At 62.3% G+C, this 17,681-nt stretch carries 18 protein-coding genes and 1 pseudogene; 7 read left to right on the top strand and 12 right to left on the bottom strand.

The features are described from left to right. The first annotated feature begins 4 nt into the window (after positions 1-4). The 4 genes and pseudogenes from C5J26_RS12180 to C5J26_RS12165 all read left to right on the top strand — a co-directional run bounded on the left by C5J26_RS12180 (position 5) and on the right by C5J26_RS12165 (position 3,807). Positions 5-1,231 (top strand): hypothetical protein, encoded by a 1,227-nt coding sequence (locus tag C5J26_RS12180; RefSeq protein ID WP_105402190.1) that lies wholly within the window; start codon positions 5-7, stop codon positions 1,229-1,231. 4 nt (positions 1,232-1,235) lie between these two features. Continuing rightward, the gene (locus tag C5J26_RS12175; protein WP_105401990.1) at positions 1,236-2,303 is read left to right on the top strand and encodes an ABC transporter ATP-binding protein; all 1,068 of its coding nucleotides are present in this window, start codon (positions 1,236-1,238) and stop codon (positions 2,301-2,303) included. Between the two features lie 96 nt (positions 2,304-2,399). After that, positions 2,400-2,609: pseudogene (locus C5J26_RS12170) on the top strand (mannonate dehydratase); the annotation flags it as partial. Between the two features lie 196 nt (positions 2,610-2,805). Beyond that, on the top strand, positions 2,806-3,807 hold the full coding sequence (locus C5J26_RS12165) for a Gfo/Idh/MocA family protein (protein WP_105401989.1): 1,002 nt from the start codon (positions 2,806-2,808) through the stop codon (positions 3,805-3,807). A gap of 6 nt (positions 3,808-3,813) precedes the next feature. Here the strand turns inward: C5J26_RS12165 and C5J26_RS12160 are convergent, their stop codons facing one another. The 5 genes from C5J26_RS12160 to C5J26_RS12140 all read right to left on the bottom strand — a co-directional run bounded on the left by C5J26_RS12160 (position 3,814) and on the right by C5J26_RS12140 (position 9,971). Beyond that, on the bottom strand, positions 3,814-4,131 hold the full coding sequence (locus tag C5J26_RS12160; RefSeq protein WP_105401988.1) for a BrnA antitoxin family protein: 318 nt from the start codon (positions 4,129-4,131) through the stop codon (positions 3,814-3,816). Beyond that, positions 4,128-4,376, bottom strand: coding sequence for a BrnT family toxin (locus C5J26_RS12155; RefSeq protein ID WP_105401987.1), 249 nt, complete (start codon positions 4,374-4,376; stop codon positions 4,128-4,130). The genes C5J26_RS12160 and C5J26_RS12155 overlap by 4 nt, the downstream gene beginning before the upstream one ends. An 89-nt stretch (positions 4,377-4,465) precedes the next feature. Next, positions 4,466-5,566 carry a 3,4-dihydroxy-2-butanone-4-phosphate synthase gene (gene ribB, locus C5J26_RS12150; RefSeq protein ID WP_105401986.1) on the bottom strand — a complete coding sequence of 367 codons (1,101 nt, stop codon included), beginning with the start codon at positions 5,564-5,566 and terminating at the stop codon, positions 4,466-4,468. 11 nt (positions 5,567-5,577) lie between these two features. Continuing rightward, positions 5,578-6,675, bottom strand: a complete 1,098-nt coding sequence (gene aroC, locus C5J26_RS12145; protein WP_046664542.1) for a chorismate synthase — start codon at positions 6,673-6,675, stop codon at positions 5,578-5,580. Positions 6,676-6,809: 134 nt separating this feature from the next. Next, on the bottom strand, positions 6,810-9,971 hold the full coding sequence (locus C5J26_RS12140; protein ID WP_245441158.1) for an EAL domain-containing protein: 3,162 nt from the start codon (positions 9,969-9,971) through the stop codon (positions 6,810-6,812). 298 nt (positions 9,972-10,269) lie between these two features. Between C5J26_RS12140 and C5J26_RS12135 the strand changes: the two genes are divergently transcribed. After that, a complete protein-coding gene (locus C5J26_RS12135) occupies positions 10,270-10,530 on the top strand; it encodes a DUF1344 domain-containing protein (RefSeq protein ID WP_037084286.1) in 261 nt (86 codons plus the stop codon). 57 nt (positions 10,531-10,587) lie between these two features. On the opposite strand, the gene C5J26_RS12130 is transcribed toward C5J26_RS12135, so the two are convergent. From C5J26_RS12130 to C5J26_RS12115, 4 genes are all read right to left on the bottom strand, one after another. Then, complete coding sequence (locus C5J26_RS12130) at positions 10,588-11,175, bottom strand: histidine phosphatase family protein (protein WP_105401984.1); 588 nt, start codon at positions 11,173-11,175, stop codon at positions 10,588-10,590. Positions 11,176-11,197: 22 nt separating this feature from the next. After that, entirely contained in the window at positions 11,198-12,016 is an 819-nt protein-coding gene (gene fabI, locus C5J26_RS12125; RefSeq protein ID WP_046631120.1) for an enoyl-ACP reductase FabI, read from the bottom strand. Between the two features lie 150 nt (positions 12,017-12,166). Further along, positions 12,167-13,321, bottom strand: coding sequence for a DnaJ C-terminal domain-containing protein (locus C5J26_RS12120; RefSeq protein WP_105401983.1), 1,155 nt, complete (start codon positions 13,319-13,321; stop codon positions 12,167-12,169). 273 nt (positions 13,322-13,594) lie between these two features. Then, complete coding sequence (locus C5J26_RS12115; protein ID WP_046664537.1) at positions 13,595-14,053, bottom strand: RT0821/Lpp0805 family surface protein; 459 nt, start codon at positions 14,051-14,053, stop codon at positions 13,595-13,597. 64 nt (positions 14,054-14,117) lie between these two features. Between C5J26_RS12115 and pdxH the strand changes: the two genes are divergently transcribed. After that, a complete protein-coding gene (gene pdxH / locus C5J26_RS12110) occupies positions 14,118-14,738 on the top strand; it encodes a pyridoxamine 5'-phosphate oxidase (RefSeq protein ID WP_105401982.1) in 621 nt (206 codons plus the stop codon). 15 nt (positions 14,739-14,753) lie between these two features. Here the strand turns inward: pdxH and C5J26_RS12105 are convergent, their stop codons facing one another. Together C5J26_RS12105 and C5J26_RS12100 are read right to left on the bottom strand one after the other, a co-directional pair. After that, positions 14,754-15,830, bottom strand: a complete 1,077-nt coding sequence (locus C5J26_RS12105; protein WP_245441157.1) for a polysaccharide deacetylase family protein — start codon at positions 15,828-15,830, stop codon at positions 14,754-14,756. Positions 15,831-15,902: 72 nt separating this feature from the next. Further along, positions 15,903-16,694 (bottom strand): sulfite exporter TauE/SafE family protein, encoded by a 792-nt coding sequence (locus C5J26_RS12100; protein WP_105401981.1) that lies wholly within the window; start codon positions 16,692-16,694, stop codon positions 15,903-15,905. A 128-nt stretch (positions 16,695-16,822) separates the two neighbouring features. Between C5J26_RS12100 and C5J26_RS12095 the strand changes: the two genes are divergently transcribed. Next, on the top strand, positions 16,823-17,131 hold the full coding sequence (locus C5J26_RS12095) for a pyrophosphatase (protein WP_105401980.1): 309 nt from the start codon (positions 16,823-16,825) through the stop codon (positions 17,129-17,131). A gap of 32 nt (positions 17,132-17,163) precedes the next feature. On the opposite strand, the gene C5J26_RS12090 is transcribed toward C5J26_RS12095, so the two are convergent. Next, positions 17,164-17,679, bottom strand: a complete 516-nt coding sequence (locus C5J26_RS12090; protein ID WP_105401979.1) for a GrpB family protein — start codon at positions 17,677-17,679, stop codon at positions 17,164-17,166. Between the last annotated feature and the right edge of the window lie 2 nt (positions 17,680-17,681).

The following is a 17,681-nucleotide window of genomic DNA, read 5'->3' as shown; positions in this document are numbered from 1 at the left end:
GGCGATGGATTTCTTGGCAGAAGCCCGTACCACTTATGCCGCCGCCAATGCCGGCACTCTCTACTGGATGCTGCAGCGTCCGATGCTCGGCGGCGGGTTTTTGAACACCAAGCAGAACAGCCTGACGCTGAAGGACTACAGTTCGGAGGATGGCATCCGTGGCCCGGATTACACCTATGGCTGGATCCAGGGGCGGGGACTGGAAGCCTTGGTCGGACATGCGGAGTTCTTCGAAGACGAGCTGCCGCCCCTCGCCAAAAAGCTCGATACCGCCGGTCGCCGCCTTTACGACCTTCTGGCTGCACTTCAGAAGCCGGATGGTCACGCCTATTTCTGCTACGACCGCGACATGCAGGCCGTCTATGCGGATCAGTCCAACGTGCTCCACGCTCAGGAAAAACCGGCGCTGATCTACACCTATTCCGACGCCTTCGTGGCGAAGGGGCTGGTGGCAGCCGCGAGCCGTTATGGCCTGCCGGATATCGCCGGTCACCTTGCCTATTTCGACCGTGTGATTACTGCCATCGAAACCGGCCGTTTCCAGATGGACGAACGCCGGCCGCTCTCGCTCCACAGCCTTGCCGTCCAGCCCGATGATTTCGGCCCGCGGATGATCCTGCTCGGTGCCGCAGGCCCGCTGAAACGCGCCGGCCACACGGCGCATCTCGCCTTTGCCGACCGTTTCATCGCCCATGTCATCGACAGGCATTACGATGCCGCGACCGGCTTGTTGCGCAACGTGCCGGGCGAGGATCTATGCAATGTCGGCCACGGAATCGAGTTCGTCGGTTTCGCGCTCGACTATCTCGACGACACCGCCGATCCGGCGCTGATCGAGACGCTGGAACGCATCCTCGTCTCGTCCTTCCGCAAGGGCTTCGTGGGGCCGGGCATCACGCTCGCCGTCTCCATCAAGAACGGTGAACCGCAAAGCCCCTATTGCCCCTGGTGGTCGCTGCCGGAAACCATCCGTTCGGCCGCCCTCGTTCATGAACGCACCGGCAGTGCCGAGAGCCTCGATGTCTGGAAGGTCGCCCACGCCGCGTTCTTCGAGCGCTACTGGCGCGGCACGCCACCGATCGCCTACCAGACGATGACCAGGGACGGCCCCGTCGATTTCGTGCCCGCCACGCCGGATCTCGATCCGGGCTACCACACCGGCCTCAGCCTGCTCGCAGCCATCCGCGCCGCAGATCGGCTGAAGCCCCGAACCCGAACAGTTTCAGGATAAGTACATGGCTTCCGTTGAAATCCAGAACGTCCGCAAGGCCTATGGCGACTTCGAGACCATCAAGGGCGTGTCCGTCGATGTGCCGGATGGCGCCTTCGTCGTCCTCGTCGGCCCCTCCGGCTGCGGCAAGTCCACGCTGTTGCGGATGATCGCCGGGCTCGAAGACATCTCCGGCGGCACGATCCGTATCGACGGTCGCGTCATCAACGAGGTCGAGCCGAAGAACCGCGACATCGCCATGGTTTTTCAGAATTATGCGCTCTACCCGCATATGACGATTGCCGAGAACATGGGCTTTTCGCTGCGGCTAGCCAAGAAATCCAAGGAGGAGATCGCCGAGCGGGTCAACGATGCCGCGCGTATCCTCGGACTTACCGATTACCTCAAGCGTTACCCGAAACAGCTCTCCGGCGGCCAGCGCCAGCGCGTCGCCATGGGCCGGGCCATCGTCCGCAATCCCAAGGTCTTCCTGTTCGACGAACCTCTGTCCAACCTCGATGCCAAGCTGCGCGTGCAGATGCGCGCGGAGCTCAAGGATATCCATGCCCGCATCAAGACCACCACCGTCTACGTGACCCACGACCAGATCGAGGCGATGACCATGGCCGACCGGATCGTGGTCATGAGGGACGGCATCGTCGAGCAGGTCGGCGCGCCGCTGGAGCTTTACGACAAGCCGGTCAACATGTTCGTCGCGAGCTTCATCGGCTCGCCCTCGATGAATTTCCTCTCCGGCACGGTGGCCGATGACGGTAAGTCCGTGCTGACCGAAAACGGCGTTCGCCTGCCGCTTGGACCGGAGACTTCCGCGTCCCCCGGCACCGCTGTCACCTACGGCATCCGCCCCGAACATCTCGCCATCGCCGCCGGAAACGAGGGCATTCCGATGACCGTCACCAACATCGAGCCGACCGGTTCGGAAACCTTCGTGCAGGGCACCGTCGACGGCCAGAAATTCTCGGCGCAGCTGCGCGAGCGGCTTTTCATCAAGACCGGCGAAGTGCTCAATCTGGCGCTCGCGCCCACCAACAGCCACATCTTCGACGCCGCCACCGGCATGCGGCTCGGCTGACAAGCATAAGGCAGGACGACAATGGAACAGACTTGGCGCTGGTTCGGACCGGACGACACGGTCAAGCTTTCGCATGTGAAACAGGCCGGCGCCGCGATTAAGTCACCGTCGAACGGCATCACGCTCTGCACAGGTTCCTACGGCGCCAATCCGGGGAACGATCTCGTCGCGATGCGACCCGACCACGGCCAGGTGATCGTCGACGACATAGGCAGACGCGTCAATCCCGGCTATTCCGGCATTGGTCGACTGAAAGGCCTGGCGGAACTGCGCGGCATCATGCGCACGCTTGAGGTTTTGCGTTAAGGCTTGCTTGGCGGACGCCGGAACAAGCGGCCCCCTCACCCGGCCTCCGCTTTGCTCGGCCACCCTCTCCCCGTTGGGGAGAGGAGGAGGAGTGACGGCTCGGCATGTCTCTTCTCCCCAGCGGGAGAAGGTGCCGGCAGGCGGATGAGGGGGCGGCTCGCCGCAAACGATATTTTATGTGTACCGGGAGGTTAATATGACGAAGTTGAAAGTAGCAATCATCGGGCTCGGCATGGCGGCGGGGCACCATGCCCGCGCCCTGATCGATTTGTCCGACAGGATCGAATGCGTCGCGGCTTTCAGCCAGACGGCAGCCCGGCGTGAAGCGTTTGCTGGCCAATACCCGATCCCTACGACCGGCGATCTCGATGCGATCTTTACGGACAAAACGATCGAGGCGGTGCTGATCCTCACCCCGCCAAGCAGCCATCTGGAACTCGTAGAGCGTTGCGCGGCGGCGAAAAAGCATATCCTGCTGGAAAAGCCGCTCGATATCTCGTTCGAGCGCTCCGAGGCGATCGTCGGCGCCGCGAGGCAAGCGGGCGTGTTGCTGTCCATGGTGCTGCAGAACCGTTTTCGCGCGGCGGCGCTGAAACTCGACGAGATCGTCAAGTCCGAGCGGTTGGGGCAGTTGATCGAGGCGTCTGTCGCGATCCGCAACTGGCGACCCCAAAGCTATTACGACGTCGAAGGCCGCGGGACGATGGCACGCGATGGCGGTGGCGTGCTGCTGACCCAGGGCATCCACACGATCGACCTGCTGCTGAGCTTTGCCGGTACCCCGAAAGATGTCTCGTCCTTCGTCCGCACCAGCCCTATCCATGCGATGGAAACCGAAGATCTGGTGACGGCGACCTTCGCATTCGAAAACGGTGCGATCGGGACGCTGAACGCCACCACCTGCGCCTATCCTGGCCTGCCGGAACGCATCGAGCTGCTCGGCACCCACGGTACGGCAGTCCTGACCGGCGATACGCTGAAGGCCGCCTTCATGGACGGCATCAGCGTCACCGAGGGCGGCCAGAATTCCGGTAGCGGGGCCGGCGCCAATCCTATGGCCTTCGGCCACGAGATGCACCGGGCCCTGATCGGGAATTTCATCGATGCGGTTCGAACCGGTGCACCGCTGCGCGTCACCGGCGAGGATGCGCTCAAGGCGCACCGCTTCATCGAGCAGATTCTGGCTGCTGGCCGATAGACCGTCTCAGAGGCCGGCTGCCTTGCGCAATTCCTCGGCCATTTTGGCGCGCCAGTCCTTGCCGGACGCCTTGAATTTTTCGAGCACGTCCGGATCGAGCCTGAGTGTCACGGCCACCTTCGGCGCCTCGACCTTCGGTCGGCCGCGAGCGGCGATCGCCTGTTCCATTTTTGCGGCGATCTCGGGAAACACCTCCCTGAAGGGCCGGGCGCTCTTCAATTCCTCCTCCGTCCAGGGAGGATTGTCGGAGACTTCATCCCAGTCTTCCTTGGTGTAACCACGGCCGGGTTGGAATTCTTTCTGTTTCTGGGCCTTGATGTTCATTCGATCAGGCTCCTTTCATCCTTTCGGGCGGGACGCATCGAAATGACCGACAGCGCTTCCGAACCGAGTTTCACGAAGATCGCTGCGACTACGCCGTCTTTCAGGCGACCAATGGCTTTCATCCGGCCATTTCGTGCTGGCACGATGGCTGAGGTCAGAAAGAAATCGAAATAAAGATCGGCGAAATCGAGATTGTGCTTCTCGACATTCGCCAGCCGCTTCGTCTCGTCCCAAATGATCTTCAACTATTATCCGTACACGAAAAATCGCCGCCCGACAACGAGCGACGATGGAACGGTACGAAACCTTTTACAACCCTAAGGATTGAGGGCGGTCAACAGATCACCGTCTCGGCGATCTTGATGCCGAAACCTTCGAGGCCGACATAGTGGCGCTCGCTGCGGGTGAGAAGCTTGATCGAAGTGACGCCGAGATCCTTGAGGATCTGTGCGCCGAGGCCGATCTCCAGCCATTCGCTCTCGCGGGCCTGGGCTTCGGCATGGCCCTCCTGGTCCTGGCGCAGCTTGCGGCCATGATCCTTCTGGCCGACGCCGACCGAACCTTCGCGCAGGTAGATGATCACGCCACGACCCTCTTCCTCGATTTTCGCCATGTAACGATCGACCGAGCGCTGCGTGCCGAACACGTCGCGGGTGACGTTTTCGAGATGCAGGCGGACTGGAATGTCGACGCCGTCGCGGATGTCGCCGAAGACCACCGCCACATGCTGCATCGGGTCCCAGGGCAGCGAATAGGCATGCGCCTTCGCCTTGCCGTGCGGCGTCTCGACGTCGAACGACGTCTGCAGCTCGATCAGCGTTTCCTTGCGCTGGCGATAGGCGATCAGGTCGGCGACGGAAACCTGCTTCAATCCGTGTTTGGCGGCAAAGTCGGTAACCTGCTGGCCGCGCGTCACGGTGCCGTCGTCATTGACGAGTTCGCAGATGACACCGATCGGCGGAAGGCCGGCGAGCCTGCAGAGGTCGACGGCCGCTTCCGTATGGCCGGAGCGCATCAGCACGCCGCCTTCGCGGGCGATCAGCGGGAAAATGTGGCCGGGCCGCACGAAATCGCTCGCGCCGACATTCGGATTGGCGAGATTGCGGACGGTGAGCGTCCGGTCCTCGGCGGAAATGCCGGTCGTCGTGCCGTGCTTGAAGTCCACGGTGACGGTGAAGGCGGTCGTATGGGCGCTGTCGTTTTCCGCTACCATGGCATTGAGGTTGAGCCGCTTGGCCTCCTCGCGCGGCATCGGCGCGCAGACGATGCCGGACGTGTGGCGCACGATGAAGGCCATCTTGTCGGGCGTGCAGTGGACCGCGGCGACGATCAGATCGCCTTCGTTCTCGCGGTCGTCGTCATCGGTGACGACGACGATTTCGCCGGCTTCGAATGCGCGGAGGGCGTCGACGACGCGCTTTTGATCATAGGCCATGGGTGTTGTTCCTAGAGATTTCGCCCCGTCTGGGCCCGGTCGCGGAGATAGTGATCGGCAATCGCGCATGCAACCATCGCCTCGCCGATCGGCACGGCGCGGATGCCGACGCAGGGGTCGTGGCGGCCCTTGGTGCGCACCTCGACATTGTTGCCGTCGACGTCGATCGAGCGCTGCTCGGTGAGAATGGAGGAGGTCGGCTTGATCGCGAAGCGGGCGACCACCGCCTCGCCGGTCGAGATGCCGCCGAGAATGCCGCCGGCATGGTTGGAGAGGAAGATCGGCTTGCCGTCATTGCCCATGCGCATCTCGTCGGCGTCTTCCTCGCCGGAAAGTTCTGCGACGCCGAAACCGTCGCCGATCTCGACGCCCTTGACGGCGTTGATCGACATCAGAAGGCTGGCGATATCCTGATCGAGCTTGCCATAGACCGGAGCGCCGAGACCGGCGGGCACGCCTTCGGCGATCACCTCCACCACGGCGCCGATCGAGGAACCGGCTTTGCGGATGCCGTCGAGATAGTCTTCCCAGACAGGCACCATCGCCGCGTCCGGGCAGAAGAACGGGTTCTGGCCGACCTGATCCCAGTCCCAGTTGGCGCGATCTATTCTGTGCTTGCCGATCTGGATCAGCGCAGCGCGGACTTGCACGCCCGGCACGATCCTGCGGGCGAGCGCCCCGGCGGCAACGCGGGCTGCCGTCTCGCGGGCCGAAGAACGGCCGCCGCCGCGATAGTCGCGGATGCCGTATTTGACGTCATAGGTATAATCCGCATGGCCGGGACGGTAGCGGCGGGCGATCTCGCCGTAATCTTTGGAGCGCTGGTCGGTATTCTCGATCAGCATCGAGATCGGCGTGCCAGTCGAGATCATCGTCTCGCCATCGGCGTCCATCATCACGCCGGAGAGCACCTTGACGATGTCGTCCTCGCGCCGCTGCGTTACGAACCGCGACTGGCCGGGCTTGCGCTTGTCCATCCAGGCCTGGATTTCCGCAAGCGTGAAGCGGATGCCGGGCGGGCAGCCGTCGACCACGCAGCCGAGTGCCGGACCATGACTTTCACCCCAGGTGGTGACGCGGAAAAGGTGACCGAAAGTGTTGTGCGACATGGCGTTACAGGACCAGCTGTGGCGGAGCTGGCCTTCCGCCAACTTCTGACGCGGTTGTCATATGGAAAAGGTTGCCGGGCGACAAGTCTTTCTTGGCAGAACAGTCGCAGCGGGATTGGTGAACAATGGTGGCTCTAGGCTGCTGCCTTGCGCCAGCCCGCATGCGCGGCTGCGGTGAAATCGTCGAAGGAAAGCGGCCGGGCGAAGGCATAACCTTGGAGCAGGTCACAGCCGAGTTCGCGCAGAAGGCTCGCGTGCTGCATGGTCTCGACCCCCTCCGCCACCGTTTCGACGCCGAGCGAACGGGCGATGTCGATGATCGAGCGCACCAGCGCCCGTTCCTGCGGCGAGGTCAGGATCGGCATGACCAGCTGGCGGTCGATCTTCAGCCGCTTCGGCTTCAGCTTCAGAAGGCTGACGATCGAGGTATGGCCGGTGCCGAAATCGTCGATCTCGATATCGATGCCAAGTTCCTTGATCCGCTGGAGATTGCCGGCGGCCGATGCTTCGCTCTCGTCGAGGAAGATCGATTCCACCAGTTCGAATGAGATCTCGCCGGGCACGATCGCCAGCGTCTGCAGCGTGTCGATCAGCGCTTCGTCATGCAGCCGCTTCGAAGAGACGTTGACGGAAACCTTCGGTATCCGGATGCCGAGCGCCGCCCAGCGCATCTTGTCCTTCAAGACCGTCTGGAGCACGATATGGTCGAGCGCGGCAGACACATTGAGGTCTTCGGCGATCTTCAGGAACCGGTCGGGCGCAAGAATCCCGTGATGCGGATGATTCCAGCGGATCAGTGCCTCGACACCGGTGAGCTGGTTGGTACGGGCATCGAACTGCGGCTGGTAGAAGGCGATGAATTCGTCGTTGTCGATGCCGGCCAGCACCTCGTCGGCAGTGCGTTTGTGGCTGACGATCTCGGCCTGCAGGTTCTGCGTGAAGAATTCGTATCGGTTGCGGCCCATGCCCTTCGCCCGGTAGAGCGCGATATCGGCATTGACGAGAGTACGGCGCGCATCGACGTTCATGCCGCTTGCCTGGGCGATACCGATGGATACGCCGCAGCGGCAGGCGAAACCTTCGAAATCGATCGGCTGGTGAAATTCCGAGATGATGCGCTGGGCGAGCTGGCCTATCTCTTCGGCGCCGGAATTGCCGGAGGCGAGGATCACGAATTCGTCGCCGCCGATACGTGCGACGATATCGCTGCCGCGGACGTTGCGCGACAGGATGCGCGAAGCGTGCACCAGCATGGCGTCGCCCGCCGCATGACCGAGCGTGTCGTTGATCTGCTTGAAGCGGTCGAGATCGAGATGCAGGATCGAGAATTTCTGGCGCTCGGTATGGCTGGAGCGCGACAGCCGGTCGAGTTCGATGTCGAGCTTGCGACGGTTGGCCAGCAGTGTCAGCGGGTCATGCAGGGAATTGTGCTCTATCCGGCTTTTGGCGAGTTCGAGTTCTGCGTTTTTCGCGTCGGCCTCGTCCTTGGCAGCCTTGAGTTCCCTGGTCAGGATGGCATCCTGGGTGACGTCGAAGGCGATGCCCACCACCTTTTTGGATCCGTCGCGCGTCTTGTGCATCTTGCCGATGGAGCGGATGTAGCGGATCGAGCCGTCCGGCTGGGGCACCCGCACGACCAGCGGATCCGGCCGGAAGTTCTCCGTGAAATGATAGGAGCTGAGTTTGGCAAGCTTCCGGTCGTCGGGATGGATAAGCTCGATCCAGTCATCGACCCGGACGAAGCCGTTGGTGAAGGGGATGCCGTGCAGCTGGCACATGCGGGCATCCCAGGTATCGACCCGGGTTGCCGGGTTTGATTCCCATATGCCGCAGTTATAGGAGTCGAGCGCGAGGTCCAGCTTGGTCGACAGCTCTTCCAGGTCCTGCTCGCGGTTTGACAGCTCATCGAGCGCCAGCTCCAGTTCGGCGTTCTTGATGTCGGTATTTTCCTTGGCGTTGCGCAGCGTCTGGGTCAATACCACGTCGCCGGTGACGTCCCAGACAATCCCGGTGGTGCGTAGCGTACCGTCGGCATTGCGATAGTTTGCACCCGCCGACCTCAGGTATCGCAGAGTGCCGTCCGGCAACTGCACGCGGTAGGTCTCGCTGCAAGGCATGTTGCCGGAGGCGCAGTCGAGGAAATGTGTCTCCGCCGCCGTCCGATCGGGCGGATAGATCGATCCGAGCCAGTCGTAGAGACGATTGCCTTCGCTTGCAGCCGGCTTGTCGTGCAGCCCGGCGGCTCGGCTGTCCCAGAAGAGACTGTTGCTGTTGCCGGTCACCTCCCAGATCCCGATATTGGAAGCTTCCATGGCAAGGTTGAAGCGCTGCGATAGCTCTATCAGATTGAGTTCACGCGCCTTCAGCGCCTCGATATTGCGGTTGCGCTCCGAGATCAGCGAGGTGGCGATGAAGATCGGCACGATCACCGCGAGTGCGGCAATCACGAGGGCGAGGCGGATCACGAGCTGATTGGGCGGCACGATGTCCCAGCCGGAACGAGGGGCGGCGAGGAGCGTCCAGTTGGCACCACCGATCGGCACCGTCCATTTCATCGGAGACTGGTCCTCGATGGAATCATTGCCGAAGAAGGCGAAATATTCCGGCCGGTCCACGTCCCGCAGGACGACATTCAGCCACTCGAGATTAATCAGGTTCGGTTTCATCGCCGTGGCGGGGGAGAAGGTGACGCCGGAAGCTTCCATCAGGCCCTGCTTGTCGATCAGCACGGCGATGGCGCCCCACAGGTCGGTGCCGTCCTCTTCCTTCGGCACCGGCACGACCAGGGTCAGGTGTCCCTCCTGGCTGCCGCTCAGCAGCGATACACGGTTCCGGCCGTTGACGGATTTCAGGTCGTCTGCAAGGCGTGGCACATCGATCCTGTCGATCTTGCGTGGCGTGCCGCCGGCAACGCCGTCGCGCGTGATGACCTGGGGAAACTCGAAATTGGGCGCGACCGCGACGCCGGAAAAATGCGTCGCCTCGCCAAGTTCCTTGTCGACGTAATGTTTGAACTCATCAACCGAGCCTTCGGCGTCCTCCCTCAGGGCGTGAGCCAGATGGCCAGCGGCGGCGGTGTCGGTCTCCACGCGCGCAATGAGGCGCCGTGCCAACAGGCCGGCAACGTTTTCCGTCGTCGCCCGAAGGTCGCTGCGAAAGCCCTCGGTATAACGCTGGTCGACGATCACGCCGGTCGAGATCACCGTAAGGGCGATAACGAACGCGATTGCCGTCGGCGTCTTGGTGCTGCGCGCCAGGCGCAGTGACTTGGAACCGGACGACGGCCAGAATTTCACGCGCGCGAACCTTCTCATTAACCCCTGTGGCATGACGGAACAGCCTATGGGGAGGGGGTTAATTTACGCTTTCATCCCACCCTACAAACTTTGGCGCGATTTATTGTACGAATACTTTGAATAATTTCGCCGGCGTGACTGGCTCGGCCGCAAGGCGGCATTCGGTTCTCGAAAAGCGTTAACTATCAGCTCATTACTTATACGGAAAATGTCATGGTGCCGGGCGATTTTCGCCACAATCAGCAGGCTATCTGTGCGTCGAAACGAGACATCATCGACCTCATCAAGGCTTTCGACCATGCGCATCCTGATTGCTGCTCTGCTTGCCACGGCCAGCGTCTTTTCGCCCCTCAACAGCTGGGCGCAAAGTGCCGATGTCGAAGCCACGATCAAGGCCGTGGACGCAAAGGCGCTCAACTTCACGCTGGACGACGGAAAGACCTATAAGGTGCCCGAGGAGTTCAATTTCGAAGGCCTGAAGGCGGGCGTCAAAGTGCTGGTCTTCTACACGGTTGTCGATGGCAACCGCGTCGTCGACGACCTTCAGATCGTCCAGTAAGACTGAAGATTTAGCGAAGTATAATTTAGAATATCCGATGCGCAGGGTTGGCGCAGTTCAGAGCCATTGTATCCGGTTGTTGCGGGTATCGACCTCGAGGATGCGATCCTGCGGGGTCGGAACGGTGGCGGCCTCGTCCTCGTCGAGGTTGCCGATCAGCCGGAAGAGCGAGCGGATCACCCCGCCATGGCTGACGCAGACGGTCGGACCGTCGAGGGATTGCAGCCAGGCGCCGATCCGCCAGCAGAGGATCTCATAGCTCTCCGCAGACGCCCCCGGCGGGATGAAACTCCACTTCTGTTCGGCGCGCGCGCTCAATCGCTCCGGAGAAACATGGCTGATTTCCTCGAGCGTGTGGCCCTCCCAGTCGCCGAAGGAGACTTCGATCAGCCGCTCGTCGGTCCCGTAGGCGAGGGGATCGAGGCCCATGGCGGTGCGCAGCCGTTCCATGGTTTCGCGGGTCCGCGACAGGGGGCTGGCGATGAAGCGAAACCCGTCCGCCGCGCCGATCATCTCGCGCAGCCGCTCGCCGTTCCGCGTTGCCTGAGAACGGCCGAGCGTATTGAGCGGAATATCCTGCTGGCCCTGGAGCCGGCCTTCGGCATTCCAGTCCGTCTGCCCGTGGCGGATCATGTAGATGAGCACGGCAGACGTCCCTGGAACAGCATCAGTCCTTGATGACCGAAATGTCCGGCGCATCGACGGCCTTCATGCCGACGACATGGTAACCGCTATCGGCATGATGGGTTTCGCCGGTGACGGAACGCGACAGGTCGGACAGCATATAAAGGCCGACATCGCCCACTTCCTCGATGGTGACGGTACGGCGCAGCGGCGCATTGTATTCGTTCCATTTGAGGATGTAGCGGAAGTCGCCGATGCCGGAAGCGGCAAGCGTCTTGATCGGCCCGGCCGAGATCGCGTTGACACGGATGTTCTTCGGACCCAGATCGACGGCGAGATATTTGACGCTGGCTTCGAGTGCCGCCTTGGCAACGCCCATGACGTTGTAGTTCGGCATGACCTTTTCGGCACCGTAATAGGTGAGGGTCAGCATCGAGCCGCCGTCGGTCATCAGCTTTTCCGCCCGCCTTGCGACGGACGTGAAGGAATAGACCGAAATCTGCATCGTCTTGGCGAAATTGTCCGCCGAGGTGTCGACATAGCGGCCGGTCAGCTCGTCCTTGTCGGAAAAGCCGATCGCATGCACCAGGAAGTCGATCTTGCCCCAGTGTTTTTCGAGGTTGTCGAAAACCTCGTCGATGGTCGATTCGTCGCCGACGTCGCAATGGCCGGCCATGTAGGCGCCCAACTCGGCGGCGAGCGGCTCAACGCGCTTCTTGAGTGCATCGCCCTGGTAGGTGAACGCGACTTCCCCCCCATGCTGGTGGATGGCCTTGGCAATGCCCCACGCGATCGAACGATTGTTGGCAACGCCCATGATGAGACCGCGTTTGCCTGCCATGAGGCCGGAAGCCTGAACCATTCATAGTCCCCTGATACCTTAGATGAACGCTGCCTATGACATAGGCGGCTCAAGGGTTCAAGCAGACTTGGATCATCTCGTGTTAGTAGCCGTAACAAAGGGTGCTTAGCGGTGAATACCGACGCAAAACTGTCATACTAGACGATGCCGTCAGACATACAGCCCGTGACGCATGTGCCGCATCAGGTCGGTGACCTTTTCGTTCGGTTTTTCCCACAGGACGACGCGCAGTTCGACGACGAGATCGCCGCGGCCGCCGGCATCGTCATGAAGGCCCAGGCCGTTCAGCCGGACCGTCTGGTCGGAACCGGACCATGCCGGAATGCTGATGCTGCGGTTGCCTTCCGGCGTCTCGACCGACGCGTCCCCGCCAAGCACCGCGTCTTCGAGCGAAATCGACAAGGTCGTGTGAAGATCGAAACCCTCGACGCGGAAACGGCTGTCGCGGGAAACTTTGATCGAGGCGAGAAGATCGCCGGATTTCATGCCGGCGAGCTTGAGGCCCTGGCCCTTGAGCCGCGCCACATGGCCTTCCGTCATGCCTTTTTCCAGCACAAGGCGGACTTCGCGGTCGTCGGCCATCTTCAGCGTGACCGCGTTGAGCTTCAGGAGGTCCTCCAAGGTCACCGTTGCCTCGACGGAAATATCCGGAGCCTTTTCGGGAGCAGGCGTCGTGCCGCGGAAGCGGCGCACGATGGAGGCGATCAGGTCGATGGCAAGCGCCGGCAGGGGCGGTCTTTCGCTCCCAGATGCATCTGCCTTGGCCGTTTCCGTCGAATCGCCGTTCGCCGGTGCCGAGCCGCCCGTGTGAGATTTTGCCTGGTCGGCCGCCGCGGCGCCGAAGATACGCTCGATCATGTCCTCGGGCGTTTCTCCTGCCGGGCCGGATTGGTTCTGAGGATGAGCCTGAGATTGGGCCTGGGACTGGGACTGCGATTGGCCGCGCGCCTGCGCCTGTCCCTGTGCCTGGGGTTTGGCGTTTTGCGCATTGGTCTTGGCGAGTTCTTCCATGACCTTTTCGGCGTTGGCCTTTGCGGCCTTGGCGCGCTCGGCGGCTTCGCGGGCGGCATTGCGCTGCTGCATGATGGTCTGGTGCATCTCGGCGGCCCTGTCGTATCGCTTGCGGCGCTCGGGATCCTTCAGGACCTCGTAGGCCTGGCCGATCTCTGCGAAACGGCTCGTCGCAGACGGATCGTCCTGATTCTGGTCGGGATGAACGGTCTTGGCCTTGGCGCGCCAGGCTGCCTTGATTTCGTCGGGCTCGGCATTGCGCTTCACGCCGAGAAGAGAATAGGGATCACGCATTGTGGGACCACCGGTTACTTGAAACGGCAGGCCCCCGCTTGATCCTTGGACCCCCGATACTCGTCACAACTCCGACAGCCATCGGCCGGTTCCTCATGTTCCGGACAGATTACTGCTTACATCAGGCGAGCCTATGTTAGGACTTGTGAATCAGTGGTTACGCGGTAGCCAGTCGTACTCATTAAGGTAAACGAATGGTTTCCGCGGGCTTTCACGGAAATGCCTGAAACGGATTTTGCAACGCGTCGGTTTTTGGGGGAGGGGCGGCCGCGACTACTGGCGGTCGAAGGCCGTCAGCATCCAGTCGCCGCTGCCGGTCAGGCAGGTCTGGCCGGAGAACATGGCGATACCCTCGTAGGAATGCCGCGTGGTGGTGAAGGCGCGGCAGATCTGCTCGCCGTTGCGGGCCTCGCGGATTTGCGAGACGACGCCGGCGCTGCCGGTCGTGGTATTCGCCCACGGAACTGAGGCCGCTCCGACCTTGGCAAGATCGGCCGAGGAGACGGCGTTACGCACCGTCGCCTCGTCGGAAAGCGTCGCACCGGTAGGCTGAGACGCGCTAGGCACGGTGCCGGTCGCGATCGAGCGGTCGACTTTGGGCGCGCTTCCGAAGAGATCGAGGCTGCTGGTACAACCGGCAAGCGAAAGCCCTGCAAGGCAGAGGGCGGCTGCCCGTCTGCCGAGGAGAAACGACCTCTTTGTCCGGCTCTTCGACTTTGCTATCACTACCACCGTGCGTCCTGTCCGACTGAAAAACTCGGGCATTTTTCATGAGATTGGGAGTATTTTATTCAATATGTCTGAGAGCGGGTTAACAACTGGTGACTTCACCGCCGAGAACGAACCTTTCGCGCTTTTCGGTTCCTGGCTGAAGGATGCCGAGAGCTCAGAACCCAACGATCCGAATGCCGTTGCGGTTGCGACCGTCGACGAAAACGGCATGCCGAACGTTCGCATGGTCTTGTTGAAGGGGTATGACGAAAACGGTTTCGTCTTCTATACCAATTTCGAAAGCCAGAAGGGCCGCGAGATCCTCGGCCAGAAAAAGGCGGCGATGTGCTTCCACTGGAAATCGCTGCGTCGCCAGGTTCGCCTGCGCGGCGAGGTGGAGGTGGTGAGCGACGCCGAGGCGGACGCCTATTACGCCTCGCGCCCCCGCGGCAGCCGAATCGGCGCCTGGGCGTCGAAGCAGTCCCGCCCGCTCGAAACCCGCTTCGCGCTCGAAAAATCGGTAGCCGAGTACACCGCGCGCTACGCGATCGGCGACATTCCGCGCCCGCCCTACTGGTCCGGTTTCCGCATCAAGCCGCTGTCGATCGAGTTCTGGCACGACCGCCCGTTCCGCCTGCACGACCGCATCGAATTCCGCCGCGCCGTCGCCGACGGTCCGTGGGAAAAGGTGCGGATGTATCCGTAAAGGGGAGGGTGGCTCTCACCGCCCGATCGCGAACGGGATGCCTGAGGCGAGGGCCGAGACGTAGCGCGGCTGCTGGTAGTAGCCGTTGAGCGAGATGCGGGGCAGGCCGGTAAGCCGGTTCATGGATCTGGCGCAGAGCGTGCCGGGCTGGGTCGTCACCGCGACCGAAAAGCCGAGTTCCTTGGCAATCGCGCAGTCGCGCTCGGAGACCGCGGCGCGGCTGCCATAGGGATAGGCGATCGTGTCCGGCCGTTCGCCGGTCAAAGCCTCGATCCAGTCGGCGGACTGCTTCATTTCCGCCCGGGCGTCTTCCGCCGAAAGCCGGGCGACGGCGCGGTGGCTTATTGTATGGGCACCGAGCGAAGCCAGCGGATGGGCGGCGACCGAGCGGAGCTCCTCGGCATTCATGGTGAGGTCGGCGGTGATCTTCAGCGGATCGACGCCGTGTTTTCTCGCCAGCGCGTCGATCCGCGAGACGGCGGTGGACTCCTCGACTTCGAGGACATAGCTGGAAAACCGGTCGAAGGCGTCGAACTTGCGGGCTTCGGAGGTGAGGTCGAGGACTTCGGAACCGCCGCCGAAATCGAAGGTCACTTCCCGCTCGCGGCCGAGCAGTTCGGCGACCGTTTCCCACCACAGCGAATGGCTGCGCTCGGCAAATCCGCGGGTGACGAAAATGGTGAAGGGCACGCCGTGGCGGGCAAACACGGGCAGCGCGTATTCGGCATTGTTGCGATAGCCGTCATCGAGCGTGAAGGCGGCGAACGGCTGCTTGGTCGGCGCGGCAAGCCGTGCCGGCACGTCGCTCAAGGGGATGAATTCGTATCCTTCGGCCGAAAGCCGCTCGATCGCTTCGCCGAGGAAATCCGGCGTCACTTCCAGATGCCCGCTCGGCTGCAGCGACCGGCTCTGTTTCGGCCGCACATGGTGGAGCGTGAATATGGCGCCGTGGCCCCGGGCGTTGGGCATCATTCCGGCACGCGCAAGTGCGGCAGCCATGTCGAGGCCACCGGCGACAAGCCGGCGTTTGATATCCCGGCGCCAAAGCGCCTGAAACCTCTCCCTGGTATTCCCCACCGCGATCACGCCCACGTTACTTCGTAGTGGGCGACCCTACTGCCGGACGGGTTAAGCCTTGCTGAATAATGCTGTGCTGAATCCTGCTCAGGGCCGCAGCGCGTCGAAAAGCGGCAGGCTGACGATCGCCGCCATGGCGATCAGCAGGAAACAGATGCGCCGAAAGGTGCCCTCGGAGGCAAAACCGAACAGTTTCGAACCGGCGATCACACCGAGGCCATAACCCGGCCCGGCGATCAGTGCGAGCGCAAGAACGTCGAGGGTCAAAAGGTGGCCGACGATATAGGCGGTGGCGGAGATCACCGTCGAAAGCGCGAAATAGAGGATGAGATTGGCGCGCACGGTGAGCGGCGGGATGGCGCCGCCGAGCCAGTAGGCGACGACTGGCGGCCCGGAGAGTTGCGCGGCACCGCCGAACAGGCCGGCAAGCGCTCCGACGCCGATCGTCAGCGGCGTTCTTGGTTTGCCGTGGTAACGCCAGCCGGAAATCAGGAAGATCAGCAGAAAGAGCACAACGACCGAGATCAGCCAGCGCAGCGCCGTCGGATCGATCACCGCCAGCAGCGTCGTTCCGGCCGGCACGCCGATCAGCGTCCCGATCAGCATCGTGCCCACCTCGCGGCGGTTGGCGCGCTTCCAGCCGTCCGGCACCATGCCGAGCGTCGTCACACCGTCGATGACCAGCAGCAGGGCAGGGGCGATCTTCGGCCCGACGGCAGCACCGGCGAGCGGAACGAAGATCAACGCGCCGCCGAAACCGGAAAACCCGCGCGCCAGCCCGGCGATCAGCGCCGAGAGGAAAAGAAAGACGAGCTGTGCCGTCCCATGGCCCGGTATCCATGCGTCCAGCAAAGCGGAAATCGGGTTGGCGGAATCCATGAAAAATGCCGTATGCAGATGGGATCGAGTGGCCCGCACCTGCCGGGATTTGGATGAGGGTGTCAAGCAAACCCTATGGACACGGCGCGGGAATCGGCATTCTCCTGTGGATACAAAAGGAGAACGCCATGCTGGGCAAACTTACCGAACAGTTCGAGGCCGCATCCGCGGATTACGCCGAAACCCATGGGATGGTCCGCGATTCCGACTGGTTTCTCCTGAAGCTGCAGGAGGAGATGGGCGAACTGACCCAGGCCTGGAACCGCGCCACCGGCCGCGGACGGAAGAAGGGCAGGAGCGACGAGGATCTCGCCCGCGACCTCGGCGATGAAACGGCCGATCTTCTCGGCCACGTCCTGCTGTTTGCCCGCAACAACCGGATCGACCTGGCAGCGGCGATCGAGCGGAAATGGCTGTTCAGGCCGGATGAGGGGTGAGGTTTACTGCCCGCCGTCTCGCATCGGGAATTTCAGGATGAGAGTTTTACCGACGTGGTCGTTCCCATGGCGGCTCGGATGAATTCGCTTTTGGCCGACGTATATCCGTCCCCATCTAGCGGGAATTCCAAGGCAAGGTCCCGTTTCAATCTCTCGTAGGCGGCGGCCAGATCGGCATCGGCTCTTAACCGATCGCGAAAGAGCATTCGTTTCCGATGGGTCTCGTTGTCCGGCGGGCAGAGATAGACGCGCTGTCCCGGCTCTCCGCGGAGCAGAAACGCCCAGACGCCGTCGCCATGCCTTGAGCCGCGCGGCTCGTATCCTAGAGAATGAAGAAGGGTGGAAGAGGCCGGAATGTCGGTGGTCGAGCGGAGTGTCACGTCGATGTCGATCAGCGGCTTGGCGGCGAGGCCCGGTACGGAGGTACTGCCGACATGGTCGATCGAAACGACCATGTCGCCGAGAAGCGCCGCAAGCCCATGCGCCGCCTCCGCAAAACATGCCGGCCAGGAAGGGTCGTAATCGACGATCTCGACCGGCGTCGGCATGA

Source organism: Neorhizobium sp. T7_12, assembly GCF_002968535.1.
Classification (GTDB): Bacteria; Pseudomonadota; Alphaproteobacteria; order Rhizobiales; family Rhizobiaceae; genus Neorhizobium; species Neorhizobium tomejilense.
The sequence above is the reverse complement of the archived record's forward strand: the minus strand, read 5'-3'. Positions and strand labels throughout refer to the sequence as shown.

What these genes read in the sequence shown, in the direction of transcription:
- C5J26_RS12090 (WP_105401979.1), bottom strand. Translation starts at nt 17,679, where the DNA reads ATGCCGACGCCGGTCGAGATCGTCGATTACGACCCTTCCTGGCCGGCA.
- C5J26_RS12120 (WP_105401983.1), bottom strand. Translation starts at nt 13,321, where the DNA reads ATGCGTGATCCCTATTCTCTTCTCGGCGTGAAGCGCAATGCCGAGCCC.
- ribB (WP_105401986.1), bottom strand. Translation starts at nt 5,566, where the DNA reads ATGGCCTATGATCAAAAGCGCGTCGTCGACGCCCTCCGCGCATTCGAA.
- fabI (WP_046631120.1), bottom strand. Translation starts at nt 12,016, where the DNA reads ATGGTTCAGGCTTCCGGCCTCATGGCAGGCAAACGCGGTCTCATCATG.
- C5J26_RS12095 (WP_105401980.1), top strand. Translation starts at nt 16,823, where the DNA reads ATGCTGGGCAAACTTACCGAACAGTTCGAGGCCGCATCCGCGGATTAC.
- pdxH (WP_105401982.1), top strand. Translation starts at nt 14,118, where the DNA reads ATGTCTGAGAGCGGGTTAACAACTGGTGACTTCACCGCCGAGAACGAA.
- C5J26_RS12165 (WP_105401989.1), top strand. Translation starts at nt 2,806, where the DNA reads ATGACGAAGTTGAAAGTAGCAATCATCGGGCTCGGCATGGCGGCGGGG.
- aroC (WP_046664542.1), bottom strand. Translation starts at nt 6,675, where the DNA reads ATGTCGCACAACACTTTCGGTCACCTTTTCCGCGTCACCACCTGGGGT.
- C5J26_RS12100 (WP_105401981.1), bottom strand. Translation starts at nt 16,694, where the DNA reads ATGGATTCCGCCAACCCGATTTCCGCTTTGCTGGACGCATGGATACCG.
- C5J26_RS12135 (WP_037084286.1), top strand. Translation starts at nt 10,270, where the DNA reads ATGCGCATCCTGATTGCTGCTCTGCTTGCCACGGCCAGCGTCTTTTCG.
- C5J26_RS12160 (WP_105401988.1), bottom strand. Translation starts at nt 4,131, where the DNA reads ATGAACATCAAGGCCCAGAAACAGAAAGAATTCCAACCCGGCCGTGGT.
- C5J26_RS12175 (WP_105401990.1), top strand. Translation starts at nt 1,236, where the DNA reads ATGGCTTCCGTTGAAATCCAGAACGTCCGCAAGGCCTATGGCGACTTC.
- C5J26_RS12180 (WP_105402190.1), top strand. Translation starts at nt 5, where the DNA reads ATGGATTTCTTGGCAGAAGCCCGTACCACTTATGCCGCCGCCAATGCC.